Raw genomic sequence first — 12,983 nt, 5'->3', positions numbered from 1 at the left:
GATCGATATGGTCACCACCTTGCCCGCCGTGCTGAGCACCCTGCTCTATTCCGTGATCGGGATGATCGTGTTCGTCATCGGCTTCGTCATCCTCGATCTGCTGACCCCCGGCAAATTGTGGCAGGAGATCGAGCAGAAGCAGAATATCGCGGTGGCGATCTTCGCGGGCGCGGTCGCGATCGGGCTCGCGATCATCGTCGCCGCCGCCATCCATGGCTGAAGCCGATCCCGCGCACCCCAAAGTAAGAGCGTCCGGATCCACCGCGGCGCTGCTCGCCTCCGCCTTCGTCGTCTCCACCTGCGGACTGATTTACGAGCTGCTGGCGAGCACGCTGGCGAGCTATCTGCTCGGCGACAGCGTCACCCAATTCTCCACCGTCATCGGCAGCTATCTGTTCGCGATGGGCGTGGGCAGCTGGTGCTCGCGCTATGTGAAGCGTGGCGAATTGCGGCTGTTCGTCCGAATCGAATTGCTGATCGCCTTATTGGGCGGGTGCTCGGCGGCGGCCCTGTTCCTGCTCTTCCCTTTGGTCGATCACTTCCGGGTCGCCTTGTACGGGCTGGTGGTGGCGATCGGCTTCCTCGTCGGGCTCGAGATACCGTTGCTGATCCGCATCCTGCGCGGGTTCGATTTCCGCGAGACCGTGTCGAACGTGCTGACGTTCGACTATGTCGGCGCGCTGGTCGCCAGCCTGCTCTTCCCGCTGCTGCTGATGCCGCATCTGGGCATGATCCGCACCGGCTTCCTGTTCGGGATCTTCAATGCCGGCGTCGCGCTGGCTTTGCTGTTCACCTTGCCGCGCGCGGGATACCGCACCGAGAAGGTCGCGTCGGTGCTCGTGCTGCTCGCGCTGATCGCCGGCTTCGTCGCGTCGGACCGGCTCCAGCGCTGGGCCGAGGTGGCGAGCTATGGCGAGCCGGTGATCTATGCGACGAGCACCAAATTCCAGCGGATCGTGCTCACCCGCCGCGACGACGACGTCCGGCTCTATCTCAACGGCAATCTGCAATTCTCGTCGCGCGACGAATATCGCTATCACGAGGCGCTGGTGCACCCCGCGCTGGGGCGGGTCGCCAATCCCCGCAACGTGCTAATCCTCGGCGGCGGCGATGGCCTCGCCGCGCGCGAAGTGTTCAAACACCCCGAGGTGCGGCACCTCACCCTGGTCGATCTCGATGGCGAGATGACCAGCCTGTTTGCGCGCACCGCGATGCTCTCCCGCCTCAACGGCGGTTCGCTGACCGACAAGCGGATGACGGTGATCAACGCCGACGGCTTCCGCTGGGCGCGCGAAGCCAGGGCGCAGTATGATGCGATCATCGTCGATTTCCCCGATCCGGTCGATTATTCGGTGGGCAAGCTCTACACCGACACCTTCTACCGCGCGGCGCGCAAGCTGCTCGCGCCGGGCGGGATGATGGTCGTCCAGAGCACTTCGCCGCTCATCGCGCCCAACGCCTTCTGGACCGTCGCCTCGACGCTCGAGGCAGCCGGACTGCAGACGCGCGGCTATCACGTCTATGTGCCGAGCTTCGGCGAATGGGGGTTCATCCTCGCCGCGGCCGGACCGATCCCGGCGCAGGGCAAGATCCCCACGGGACGCTTCCTCACGCCGACGATCGACCAGAGGCTGTTCGATTTCCCGCCGGACATGGCGCGGCGGCCGACTCCAGTAAACCGGCTCGACAACCAGGTGCTGGTTCGCGAGTTCGCCGACGCCTGGGACAAATATGAAGGCTGATCGCCGCTTCGTGCTCGGTCTCGGCGCCGCCACGGTCGCCGCGGCGGGCGGCGGGCTCGCTTATGCGCTGAGGCAAGAGGCGCCGCTGCCCGGGGGCACGCTGGCCGGCGCCGACATGGCGCGCGGGCATCGCCTCAGGACCGGTGACTTCCCGGCGCCGAGCCGGTTCGAGCAAGTCGATCTCGTCATCGCCGGCGGCGGCGTAGCGGGCCTGTCGGCCGGCTGGCGGCTGAGCGACGCGGGCTTCGACCGGTTCAAGCTGCTCGAGCTCGAGGACCATGTCGGCGGCAATGCCCGCAGCGGCCGCAACCATGTCTCGGCCTATCCGCTCGGCGCGCACTACCTGCCTGTGCCGAACAAGGAAGCGAAGGCGCTCCGGCATCTGCTGCGCCAGCTCGGCATGATCACCGGCGATAGCGACGGGGCGCCGGTCTACGACCCTGAACAGCTCTGCGCCGACATGCAGGAGCGGTTGTTCTGGCAGGGACGCTGGCAGGAGGGGCTGATCCCGCGCACCGGCATCACGGCGCAGGACCGCAGCGATCTCGCCGCATTCGAAGCAGCGATGGCTGGATACTCGAAGCGCGTCGGCACCGACGGCAAGCCCGCCTTCGCCGTGCCGATGGCATACAGTTCGCACGACGCCGATCTGGTCGCGCTCGACGCGATGAGCTTCGCCGCGTGGCTCGACCGGCAAGGCTGGCACTCGCCGGTGCTGCGCGCGCATGTCCGCTATGCGATGCGCGACGATTACGGCACCGAGCCCGATCAGGTTTCGGCTTGGGCCGGGGTGCATTATTTCGCCGGGCGCCGCGGCTGGGCAGCGAACGGCAGCGGCGACAACGAACTCACCTGGCCCGAGGGAAATGGCCGGCTGACCGGGCGGCTCGCCGGCTTCTTCCCGCAGCGGATCGCCGCCGGGCAGATCGTCCACCGCGTTTCGCGCGAGGGTCCGCTCCTTCACGTCGACAGCTTCGATGTCGCGGCCAACGCCACCGTCCGGACCAGCGCGCGCGCCGCGATCCTCGCGATGCCGCACTTCATCGCGACGCGCTTGTGCAGCGAAGTGGGCGATGCCGCCGGGCTCAGCTATGCGCCGTGGCTGGTCGCCAACGTCACCGTCGACCGTCTGCCCGGCGGGCGCGGCGTGCCGCTGGCGTGGGACAATGTCTCGAGCACCAGCGATTCGCTCGGCTATGTCGTCGCGACGCATCAGGGACCCGACGCAATACCTTCGGGCACGGTGCTCACCTGGTATCTGCCTTTGTCGAACCTGCCCCCCGCCGAGGCGCGGCGCCTGCTCGTCCAGCGCCCCGCCGAGGAGTGGAAGCGCATCGTCCGCGATGATCTGCTCGCGATGCATCCGGATCTCGAAGGCGCGATCGCGCGGATCGAATTGTGGCGCTGGGGCCATGCCATGATTCGCCCTACCCCCGGTTTTCTGTGGCGCGGCGAGGCAGTCGAACCCGGGCCGCCGCTCTTCCTCGCGCATTCCGATCTCAGCGGGCTGTCGCTGTTCGAGGAGGCGCAGTATCACGGCGTCCGCGCCGCGGAGGGGGCGATGACATTGCTCGGCCATTCGCATGAAAGCCTGTTGTGACCACGGCATATGACGGCCAGCATCTGATCGCGGACCTGCACGATGCGGCGCATCTTGCGGACGTCGCCCATATCGAAGCTTGCCTGATCGCGGCCGCCGCTGCCGCCGGGGCGACCTTGCTCGAAGTGCGGCTGCACAGCTTTGGACCCGGCCAGGGCGTCACCGGCGTCGCGATGCTCGCCGAATCGCATATCTCGATCCACACCTGGCCCGAATATGGCAGCGCCTGCGTCGACCTGTTCATGTGCGGACGCAGCCACGATCTCGACGCCGCGCTCGACACGATCGTGCAGCGCCTCGCCGCGCAGGTGACACGCCGCACGTTGCTCACCCGGAGCATCGGCAGTGGACCGTCTGGCGATCAGGTAGCGGACCCCGCACGATGATCATGAATGAGCACTACGCCTGCACTGTAGCGCTACGCTTGCGCGGCTGATTTAGGGCCGCGCGCAGGCGAGGAGGGAAAGCGGCGGGAGCATCCTCATTGGCGACCTTCCGCCAGATGCCGGGTGAAGAATGACGTCAGCTTGTCGAACGGGATTACGTCCACCCGGTCGTACAGGTCCGTGTGGCTGGCGCCGGGAATGATCATCAGCTCCCTGGGCTCCGCCGCAGCCGCGTACGCCGTTTCGCTGAAGTAGCGCGAATGCGCCTTTTCGCCATGGATCAACAGGACCGGCCGCGGCGATATTTCCTTGATATAGGTCAGGAGCGGCATGTTCATGAACGACAGCGGGGTCGTGACCGACCACGAAGCATTCGAGTTGACGGCCCTCGGGTGAAAGCCGCGAGGCGTCTTGTAATAGTCGTGGTAATCGACCAAAAATTTCGGTTCCCCGCCCTTCAGCTCATTGGTCGGCGGGCCATATGCCGGGGTTCCCTTCTCCGCGTCTTCCCAACGCTGCCGGTTCAGCTGCTCCAGCGTTTGGGTGCGTTGCTCGAGGGTGACGCTGTCGTTGTAGCCTTTGGACATGAGGCGCGACATGTCATACATCGTGCTGACTGCGACCGCCTTGACGCGCTTGTCCACGGCAACGGCGTTCAAGGCCATTCCGCCCCAGCCGCAAATCCCGATGACGCCGATCCGCTCGCGATCGACGGCAGTGTGCCGGCCAATATAGTCGACGACTGCGCTAAAATCCTCGGTGTTGATGTCGGGCGACGCGATATTACGCGGCTTCCCGCCGCTTTCTCCGGTGTAAGACGGATCGAAGGCCAGCGTGACGAAGCCGCGCTCAGCCATGGTTTGCGCGTAAAGACCTGACGACTGCTCTTTGACGGCGCCGAAGGGACCGCCGACAGCTAGCGCCGGCAGGCGTCTGCTGGCTCGATCCTTCGGCAGATAGAGATCGCCGACCAGCGCAATGCCATATCGGTTCTTGAAAGTGACCTTTTGATGGTCGACCCGGTCGCTCTTCGGGAAGACTTTGTCCCAGGCTCCGCCGTCCTGTGAGAACGCCGGTGCCAACGGCGCAGCCAGGGTCGCTGCGGCGACGCTCGCTCCGGTGAGCTGCAACGCGCGGCGCCGGCTGATCGGGCTTTGATTATGGCTCTGAACTTCAACGTTCATCGAATTCTCCATTAGTGGTGATCAAGAGAGCGAAGCTGACGGATCGATGGCCTTGCGCGCGCTGACCAGGCCCAGCAGCGCGGAGGCGCCGAGGAGAACTGCACTCGCGAAGAAGGTCGCCCGGGGGCCGGCCGCGTCGAATAGAAGGCCGCCGCCGGCAGCACCGAGTGTGATTGCCAGCTGGATCACGGCCACCATCAGGCCGCCGCCTGCTTCCGCGTCATCGGGCAACGTTCGGCTCAGCCACGTCCACCAGGCGACCGGGAGCGCGGTCCCGATCAGACCCCAGCCGGCGAGCAGCGCGGTCGTGGGCACCGGCATCGCGCCCATTATCCCGAGGCCGATGGCAATCGCGGCCATGGCCAGCGGCGCGAGGATCAGCGTGGCCGAAAGGCTTTTCGCAACGGCGCGGCCGATCAGCCAGGTTCCGACCAATCCCGCCGCGCCCATGACCAGGAGGACCAGCGACAACAGCGAGACGCTGAGCTGCGTCACGTTCTCCAGGAACGGGCGAAGATAAGTGAACAGGGCGAACTGGCCCATAAACAGCAACGCCACTGCGGCCATGCCAATACGGACCTGGGGTCGCTTCAGGACGCGGAGAGCATTGGCGCTCCGGCCGGCACGGTCGGAAGGCATCGCGGGCAAGGTCCGCCACAGCCAGGCAAACGTGATGGCCGCAAGCGGCACCACCGCAAAGAACGCACCGCGCCAGCCAATATATTGGCCGAGAAAGCTCCCAAGCGGTGCGGCGATCGTGGTCGCCAGGGCATTGCCGCCGTTGAGCAAGGCAAGGCCCCTGGTCACCTGATCCTCCGGCAGCAGACGCATGATCGTTGCCGCCGACATCGACCAGAAACCGCCGATGACGATGCCGAGCAGCGCGCGACCGATCATCAGGACGGCGAAGCTCGGCGCGAACGCCACCAGCAAGCCCGACACCAGCATCAGGACGGAAAGGCCGAGCAAAAGGACACGACGGTCCATTCCCGCCGTCCATGAGGAGAGAGTGAGGCTCGTCAGAAGCGCGAAGATGCCGGAGATCGAGATGGCCTGCCCGGCGGTGCCCTCAGATAGGCCGAGGTCGGACGCAATCGGCGTGAGGATGCTGATCGGCATGAACTCGGAAGCGATCAGCGTAGCCACGCAGAGCGTCAGCGCGAAGACCGCGCTCCAGCTGCCTGTGCGTGAAGTTGCCGATGAATCAGCGGAGATGAGCTGCGTTGCCATGCCGCCTATCTATTCGCGCCAGCTTGCTTCGATTATACCGCAAGATCGGCAAGCAGCATTGAGCAGGATTCAACGATGCGGCGTGAAACAATGGCCGACCTGGTGGCGTTTCTGGCAGTCGCGCGGGAGCGCAGCTTCACGCGCGCGGCGGCCCAGATAGGCGTGTCGCCTTCGGCGCTGAGCCACACCATCCGGAAACTGGAGGAGCGGTTGGGCGTACGCCTCCTCACGCGTACGAGCCGCAGCGTATCGCCTACGCAGGCGGGCCAGCGCTTGCTGGAGCGTGTGGGACCGCACTTCGACGAAGTCGGGATCGAGCTGGACGGGTTGAGCGAGCTTCGTGACAAGCCAGCTGGCACCATCCGGATCACCGCAGGTGATCATCCCGCCGAAACCATCCTGACGCCGCAACTCGCGAGGCTTTTACCTCTCTATCCCAGCCTCGGGATCGAGATCAGTGTGAATAACGGGTTTGTCGACATCGCCGCGGACGGGTTCGATGCAGGCATCCGCCTCGGCGAGACACTGGCCCAGGACATGCTCGCTGTGCGGATCGGACCAGAGCTGCGCATGGCGGTGGTTGGATCCCCTGCCTATCTTTCCGGCAAAGACGTGCCTCGCGAGCCCGGCGACCTGTCCGCGCACGCCTGCATCGGCCTGCGTTTCCCGACGCATGGTGGCGTAGCCGTGTGGGACCTCGAAAAGGATAGTCGTTCCGTGAATGTGCGGGTGGAGCCCAGGTTCATTGTAAACGACATGCGACTGCAGCGCCTCGCGGCTCTCGAGGGCGCCGGCCTGACCTATATCATGGAGGATTATGTCCTGTCAGACCTAGCCTCCGGAAGCCTCGTACGGGTGCTCGGCGACTGGTGCCCGCCCTTTCCGGGCTATCATCTTTATTACCCCAGCAGGCGCCAGCGATCCCCTGCGCTCGCGGCCGTCATCGACATACTGCGCTATCGCGATTGAGCCTGCCTGCTCGTCCTGCTCCTTCCCGCCGCATCCCGCACGCAGACCGGGCAAAACCACGGGTTCAGATCGGACGGCGATCTCGGGCACCCTGCAGGAACTGGCGGCGTATCGCCACTCGATAGGTCGCCACGCCTGCAATTACCTCGCCGGAATCGCTCTCGCCGCCGCCGTTGCCGAGGGGATCAAACGAGGTTTGACCCTAGGCAATTTTTTCCCACCGACGTCCATCGCAAGCAGTTCAGGCTCTATAATGTCTGTGTAGCGATGCTCTTCGGATCGTTGCGGATGGTCGATGGCGTTGCAGAGGACGCGTTCGCGCAAGCGGGCACCGAGAACAACAAAGATGCTCAAATTCCAGGCTGGGACGCTGCGTGAAGATCCTCTTTTACCTGCCGGTCGTCACCCCCTGGTGGTTCGATAATATCGTCGAACCCCTAATTCGCCGCCTGGCTCCGGAACACGAGACCCACGTCCTTGCTCCGGTTCCCTGGAAGGGGACCGGCATCGGGGCACGCGAGCTCGCCGCGGCGACGCACTTGCCCCAGGTCCACTGGCACATCTTCGACGGCGACAGCCACCCGTCGATGCGGACCGCGACCACCGAGCGCGCCGGCATCGTCGATTTCGCCAGGTCGCTGGCGCCGGACTATGTGCTTTGCCGGTCCGCAGACTATGAGACGGTGCGCGAATTTCCGGGAATCGTGCGCCACCTCATGGAAGGCGGCGCGGCGCCTCTACCCTTGCCGCAGGACTGGGTGATCCTGCAGGAAGATCCATTCGATCACGGGCTGCTGCCCGAGCTCGACGATGCTGCCCGGGCTGCGCTCGACCGCCTGATCGCGCCGGTCTGGAGCGCGTTAAAGGGGCCTGCGACACCGACGCGACAGATGTGCAAGACGTTCCATAAATGGGCCGAACTACCCTCCGACCGTCCGGTTCTCGCGCTCCCGCTCGAGTATGAGCATGAGGAAAACTTCTTCCCCATCCACCGTGTGGGCGCGGCGCCGAACCACCGTCTGATTGCGGAACTCGCCGAAAGCATCGACGAGTCGTTCTTTCTTGCGATCACCAATCATCCGCTGAACGAGAAGCATGTCGACAATAGCGCGCTCGAGGCCGAGATCGCGTCGCACGGCTCGCGGATGCGGTTGCTCCCGGGCGTAGGGCCGGACGGCGAGAACACCACCGCGCTGCTCGCGTGCCATGCGGACGGCATGCTCGTCGGCGATTCGAAGGTCTATGCGATGGCTGGCTTCTTCGGCACGCCGATGCTGCGCCGGACAAAATTCAAGACCGGCGAATGGCTCCACGCTTATTCGGATACGCAAGAATTCCTGGCCGCCGTCGCCGCGGGGAATGCGCGCCGGCCCGATGAGGACGCTGCGCGGACCTGGTTTGCCTTCCACATCGCAAACAATGTGCTCGATCCGAACGATCCGGAGCTGACAGCGGCGGACATCCTCGCGCGGCTCGACCGGCCGGTCGACCCGGCGCGTTGGGAACGCAGCTTCGCACACTTCACCTCCATGGCGGCACGGGACAGCCAATGAACGCATTGACCGCAATTTCCCCGGCCTCGTCCGACCTCGCGACCGCATGGTTTCGCGACGTGATCGCCGCGGAGCGGAACGCCCTGTCGGATTTCCTGCGCCACCCCTTGCCCGGCATATCCGAGACAGTTGCGCTGATCGCGCGGCAGACGCGGCCCATCATCCTGCTCGGGGTCGGCAAATCGGGGCACGTCGCCGCCAAGCTCGCAGCGACGTTTTCGAGCTTGGGGACCGCGGCATTGTTCGTCAACGCGGCGGAAGCGGCGCATGGCGATCTTGGCGCCGTAGAATCGCACAGCGTCGTGGTGATCTTGTCGAACAGCGGCGCGACCGAGGAAATCATCCGGATCATGCCGCTGCTGAAGGCGCGCGGCTGCTTGTTGGTAGGAATTCTCGGCCGCGCGGACTCGCCGCTCGCCCGTGCGGTCGACCATCTCATTCCCGCCGAGGTCGAGCGTGAGGCCGACCATATCGGCATGGCGCCGACGTCGAGCACCACGTTGCATCTCGCCGTGGGGGATGCGCTGGCCGTGGCGGTGAGCCGCATGCGCGGATTCACTCGCGAAGATTTCCTGCGACATCACCCCGCCGGCCTGCTCGGCCGGCAGATGATCCCCGTGTCCACCTTGATGCATCAGGGCGACGACTTGCCCAAGGTGGAGCGATCCACGTCGCTTGTCGATCTTCTTGCGGTGATGTCGAGCAAGCGCCTCGGCGCCGCCGGTGTCGTCGATGGTGACGATCGCCTTGTCGGTCTGGTCGTCGACGGCGATGTGCGTCGACACTTTCAGTCCGGCTGCGACATTCAGACGGCGACCGCCGGAGCGATCATGCAAACCAGCCCGCAGGTTGTCGGAAGCGGTGCCAATGTCGGTGACGTCCTGCTGATGCGCAGTGCGACCTCGGCGGCATGGCTCGTCCTTCCCGTCGTCGATGCCGGGGGGGTGCTCGTCGGCATGCTGCACACCAATGATCTGATGCAAGGCTGAACCATGAAGATCGTCGCTTTCGTACCCGCCAAAGGCCATAGCGAGCGGGTTCCCGACAAGAATCTCGCCGTGCTCGACGGCGATTATCTGTTCAAGCGCAAGCTGCGACAGGCGCTGGATTGTGCGGCAATCACCGAGGTCTGCCTCGACACCGAATCCGATACGCTCGCCGACCTGGCGACCGACCTGCCGGTAACCCGGCTGGCCCGTCCTGCAGCGCTCGCCAGCAACGCCACCGACGGCCACGAGATGTTTGCCTGGGAGTGCAGCCAGCGCCCCGATGCGGATATCTGGGTCCAGATCCTGTGCACCGCACCCTTCGTGTCCGCCGCGACGATCGCCCGCGCGATCGAGGCCTTGCTTGCCGATCCGGAAGCGGACAGCCTGGTCGCAGTGACGCGCGCCAAGCAATATTGCTGGGATGGCGACACCCCGGCTTATGGCACCGGCCGTATCCCGAACAGCGTCGATCTCCCGGCCACGGTAATCGAGGCGATGAGCCTCTACATCGTCCGCAAACCGGCGTCCGGCACCGTCCCGACCCGCCGTTTCGGCACGCGCGCCCTCCTGTTCGAGCTCGATCCAATCGAGCAGATCGACATCAACCGGGGTTCGGACCTGATGATCGCAGAGACGATCGCCGCCGGGCAGCGGGCCGCGGAAGTGACGCGCTTCCGTGCGATGATCTCGCATTTGTCGTCGACGGTGCTAGCCGACATCTGCAAAGACAAGAAGATCCCGGCGATCCTGCCGCCCAATTTGCGCCCGACGAGCGGCGGAAAGCTGCTGGGCCGGGCCAAGACGATCGAGCTGGGCGGCCTTGGCGCCGACGATCCTGTGGATGGCTGGAAAGGCATCTACGGCGCACTCGATTCCTATCGGTTCGTGCGGCCCGGCGATGTCATCATGGTCGCCACCGATGTGCCGGACCGTGCCTATTTCGGCGATCTCAACGCGAATCTGGCGATCCGCTCCGGCGCAGTCGGCGCGGTTGTCGACGGGACCACGCGGGACACTGCCGACGTGCGCGCGCTCGGCTTTCCGGTCTATGCGCGCGTCACGCACTGCAACGACATCAAATATGAGGGCACGCTGCGCTCGATGAACCGCCCGATCAAGATGGGCGGCGTCGAGGTATGCAACGACGACGTTGTGTTCGCCGACGAGGACGGCGTCATCGTCGTGCCACGTGCGCGGTGGAACGAAGTCGAAGCCGCCGCCTGGGACGTGATGGGCAACGAGGCACGCATTCGCATGTACGCCGCGCGCGGGCGCGATGTCGGCGAGATTCTGGCCGAGTGCGGAGCATTTTGAGGATGAACACCATGAAGACGGTCGAGGTCGGAAAACTCGAGATCGCCAACGACAAGCCCTTCGTGCTGATCGCCGGCCCCTGTGCAATGGAAAGCCGCGAGCACGCGCTCGAAATGGCGGCGGCGCTGACCGAAATCTGTAACGGGCTTGGCCTTGGCCTCATCTACAAATCATCGTTCGACAAGGGCAACCGGACGTCGATCGGTTCGGCACGCGGCATTGGACTTGCAAAGGCGCTCGACGTCTTCGCCGAAATTCGCGACCGCTTCGAATGCCCCGTCATCACCGACGTGCACGACGCGAGCCAGTGTGCCCCGGTGGCCGAAGTGGTCGACGTCCTGCAGATTCCGGCATTCCTCTGCCGCCAGACCGACTTGCTGGTCGCCGCCGCCGAGACCGGCCGCGCGATCAACGTCAAGAAGGGCCAGTTCCTCGCACCCTGGGATATGAAGAATGTCGTGGCCAAGCTCGTCGCGAGCGGAAACGAACGCGTGATGCTGTGCGAGCGGGGCGCCAGCTTCGGCTACAACACGCTGGTCACCGACATCCGCTCGCTGCCGATAATGGCCGAGACCGGCTTTCCGGTGGTGTTCGACGCGACGCATTCGGTGCAGCAGCCCGGTGGCCAGGGCGAGACCTCGGGCGGCCAGCGCGAGTTCGTGCCGGTGCTGGCGCGGGCCGCCGTTGCGGCGGGCGTCGCCGCGGTCTTCATCGAAACGCATGAAAATCCCGATGTCGCTCCGAGCGATGGGCCTAACATGATCCCGTTGAAGGAGATGCCCGCGCTTCTGGCGCGGCTGCAGGCGTTCGATCGCCTGGCAAAGAGCTGATCTCAGCCGCGCAGGACCTCCGCGACCTGTTCCCAGATCGCGGGCGTCTGCGCGAGCAGGATGGCCTCGGTTGCATCGGCGGCGCGATAGGGACGGCCATCCAGCCGGGCCGCGACGCCGCCGGCCTCCTGGAGAAACAGCACGCCGGGTGCGTGATCCCAGACGAGGGTTCGCCAATAGAGCGCGAAGTGTCGCGCTCCGGTCGCGACCAGCGGATATTCGTCCCCGGCGCAGCGACGCGTCGGCACGGCTTCGGCAACTTGCGCCGCGAGCGCCGCAACGCGCGACACCATTGCCGGCGGGCGTGAAAAGTCGCTGACGATCCCGGTCATCGCACGCAATTCGGGCGAGGCGCTTGCCGGCGCGATGCGCGCGCCATCCAGCCAAGCGCCGCAATTGCGTTCTGCCGCAGCGAGCCGGTCTTCGATCGGATCGAGGATGCACGAAGCCACAGTCTCACCGTCCTCGATCAAGGCGGCCATCAAGGCGAACGGCGGGCGGCCCGCCGCATAATTGCCGGTCCCGTCGATCGGGTCGACGATCCATGCCGATCCGCTCGCGAGATTGTCCAGTAAGGAAGGATCGCGGCTGCATGCCTCCTCGCCGATGAAGCGTGCAGCCGGACGTATCGCTTTCAGACCCTGCGCGATAATCCGTTCGGCTTCCTGATCGGCAATCGTCACGAGGTCGCCAGGGGATTTCTCCTCGACTTCCCCCACCGCCAGCCGCCGGTACCGAGGCATCACTGCAATCGCCGCAGCCTCACGCAGGACTGTTGCGATCGCGTCGGGCAGAGACGTCACACCAGGACGCAGGGAAGAGCCGGGTTCATGCATGGGCTCTCCTAGCATGCGGCGCGCAACTTCGCGATCTGCCCATGGAGCGTCGCGGATATGGGCGCCGAACCCCGCCGGACCCGACGCCTGTGTCTAACGATCTTCCGCGAGGGACGGTCAGGCCTCGACCGGACTGCCAATTGCCTGCTTTGAGACGGCGGACAGATTTGCGGGAGCTCCGAAGCGCCCTGGCCTTCCGATCGCCGGGAGGTCGCGGAAAGCCGTCACCTTGGACACTATTGCAATCGGTGAAGGTAGATAGGACCGTCAGGAGAAGGAAGTGGCGGAGAGGGTGGAACACAGAGCATCTGGGGCTGGATAGTAAAGCGTGTGAGCGGTGGCCTGAAGAA

Annotated in this window: 12 protein-coding genes; 9 read left to right on the top strand and 3 right to left on the bottom strand. The window is 65.2% G+C overall.

Translation table 11 applies throughout. The features are described from left to right. The first annotated feature begins 7 nt into the window (after positions 1–7). Genes CVN68_RS00845 through speD form a run of 4 tightly spaced genes read left to right on the top strand, consistent with a single transcriptional unit; the run spans position 8 to position 3,728 of the window. A complete protein-coding gene (locus CVN68_RS00845; protein ID WP_100280527.1) occupies positions 8–220 on the top strand; it encodes a DUF350 domain-containing protein in 213 nt (70 codons plus the stop codon). After that, complete coding sequence (locus CVN68_RS00840) at positions 213–1,742, top strand: polyamine aminopropyltransferase (protein WP_100280526.1); 1,530 nt, start codon at positions 213–215, stop codon at positions 1,740–1,742. Before CVN68_RS00845 ends, CVN68_RS00840 begins: the two co-directional genes overlap by 8 nt. Continuing rightward, a complete protein-coding gene (locus CVN68_RS00835; RefSeq protein ID WP_100280525.1) occupies positions 1,732–3,342 on the top strand; it encodes an FAD-dependent oxidoreductase in 1,611 nt (536 codons plus the stop codon). Before CVN68_RS00840 ends, CVN68_RS00835 begins: the two co-directional genes overlap by 11 nt. Next, positions 3,339–3,728, top strand: coding sequence for an adenosylmethionine decarboxylase (gene speD / locus CVN68_RS00830; RefSeq protein WP_100280524.1), 390 nt, complete (start codon positions 3,339–3,341; stop codon positions 3,726–3,728). The genes CVN68_RS00835 and speD overlap by 4 nt, the downstream gene beginning before the upstream one ends. A 95-nt stretch (positions 3,729–3,823) precedes the next feature. Here speD and CVN68_RS00825 read toward each other — a convergent pair whose 3' ends face one another. Both CVN68_RS00825 and CVN68_RS00820 read right to left on the bottom strand, forming a co-directional pair. Then, on the bottom strand, positions 3,824–4,912 hold the full coding sequence (locus CVN68_RS00825; RefSeq protein WP_100284135.1) for an alpha/beta hydrolase: 1,089 nt from the start codon (positions 4,910–4,912) through the stop codon (positions 3,824–3,826). 21 nt (positions 4,913–4,933) lie between these two features. After that, positions 4,934–6,142, bottom strand: a complete 1,209-nt coding sequence (locus tag CVN68_RS00820; RefSeq protein ID WP_100280523.1) for an MFS transporter — start codon at positions 6,140–6,142, stop codon at positions 4,934–4,936. A gap of 75 nt (positions 6,143–6,217) precedes the next feature. On the opposite strand from CVN68_RS00820, the gene CVN68_RS00815 reads away from it, so the two are divergent. The 5 genes from CVN68_RS00815 (at position 6,218) to kdsA (ending at position 11,797) form a co-directional block, all read left to right on the top strand. Continuing rightward, positions 6,218–7,111 (top strand): LysR family transcriptional regulator, encoded by an 894-nt coding sequence (locus tag CVN68_RS00815; protein ID WP_100280522.1) that lies wholly within the window; start codon positions 6,218–6,220, stop codon positions 7,109–7,111. Between the two features lie 374 nt (positions 7,112–7,485). After that, on the top strand, positions 7,486–8,664 hold the full coding sequence (locus CVN68_RS00810) for a hypothetical protein (RefSeq protein WP_233503501.1): 1,179 nt from the start codon (positions 7,486–7,488) through the stop codon (positions 8,662–8,664). Beyond that, on the top strand, positions 8,661–9,653 hold the full coding sequence (locus tag CVN68_RS00805) for a KpsF/GutQ family sugar-phosphate isomerase (RefSeq protein ID WP_100280520.1): 993 nt from the start codon (positions 8,661–8,663) through the stop codon (positions 9,651–9,653). Before CVN68_RS00810 ends, CVN68_RS00805 begins: the two co-directional genes overlap by 4 nt. A gap of 3 nt (positions 9,654–9,656) precedes the next feature. Further along, the gene (locus tag CVN68_RS00800; RefSeq protein WP_100280519.1) at positions 9,657–10,967 is read left to right on the top strand and encodes an RraA family protein; all 1,311 of its coding nucleotides are present in this window, start codon (positions 9,657–9,659) and stop codon (positions 10,965–10,967) included. Between the two features lie 11 nt (positions 10,968–10,978). Further along, positions 10,979–11,797: a 3-deoxy-8-phosphooctulonate synthase gene (kdsA, locus tag CVN68_RS00795; protein WP_199560170.1), complete on the top strand. Its 819-nt coding sequence runs from the start codon at positions 10,979–10,981 to the stop codon at positions 11,795–11,797. A gap of 2 nt (positions 11,798–11,799) precedes the next feature. Here kdsA and CVN68_RS00790 read toward each other — a convergent pair whose 3' ends face one another. Next, a complete protein-coding gene (locus tag CVN68_RS00790) occupies positions 11,800–12,540 on the bottom strand; it encodes an inositol monophosphatase family protein (protein ID WP_158298641.1) in 741 nt (246 codons plus the stop codon). Positions 12,541–12,983: the final 443 nt, after the last annotated feature.

Origin of the sequence: Sphingomonas psychrotolerans (genome assembly GCF_002796605.1) — a bacterium.
Taxonomy (GTDB): Bacteria; Pseudomonadota; Alphaproteobacteria; order Sphingomonadales; family Sphingomonadaceae; genus Sphingomonas; species Sphingomonas psychrotolerans.
The sequence above is the reverse complement of the archived record's forward strand: the minus strand, read 5'-3'. Positions and strand labels throughout refer to the sequence as shown.

Excerpts from the sequence above, each read along its gene's own strand:
- CVN68_RS00820 (WP_100280523.1), bottom strand. The coding sequence starts at position 6,142 with ATGGCAACGCAGCTCATCTCCGCTGATTCATCGGCAACTTCACGCACA.
- CVN68_RS00805 (WP_100280520.1), top strand. The coding sequence starts at position 8,661 with ATGAACGCATTGACCGCAATTTCCCCGGCCTCGTCCGACCTCGCGACC.
- CVN68_RS00790 (WP_158298641.1), bottom strand. The coding sequence starts at position 12,540 with ATGCCTCGGTACCGGCGGCTGGCGGTGGGGGAAGTCGAGGAGAAATCC.
- CVN68_RS00825 (WP_100284135.1), bottom strand. The coding sequence starts at position 4,912 with ATGAACGTTGAAGTTCAGAGCCATAATCAAAGCCCGATCAGCCGGCGC.
- CVN68_RS00840 (WP_100280526.1), top strand. The coding sequence starts at position 213 with ATGGCTGAAGCCGATCCCGCGCACCCCAAAGTAAGAGCGTCCGGATCC.
- kdsA (WP_199560170.1), top strand. The coding sequence starts at position 10,979 with ATGAAGACGGTCGAGGTCGGAAAACTCGAGATCGCCAACGACAAGCCC.
- CVN68_RS00835 (WP_100280525.1), top strand. The coding sequence starts at position 1,732 with ATGAAGGCTGATCGCCGCTTCGTGCTCGGTCTCGGCGCCGCCACGGTC.
- CVN68_RS00800 (WP_100280519.1), top strand. The coding sequence starts at position 9,657 with ATGAAGATCGTCGCTTTCGTACCCGCCAAAGGCCATAGCGAGCGGGTT.
- CVN68_RS00845 (WP_100280527.1), top strand. The coding sequence starts at position 8 with ATGGTCACCACCTTGCCCGCCGTGCTGAGCACCCTGCTCTATTCCGTG.
- CVN68_RS00815 (WP_100280522.1), top strand. The coding sequence starts at position 6,218 with ATGCGGCGTGAAACAATGGCCGACCTGGTGGCGTTTCTGGCAGTCGCG.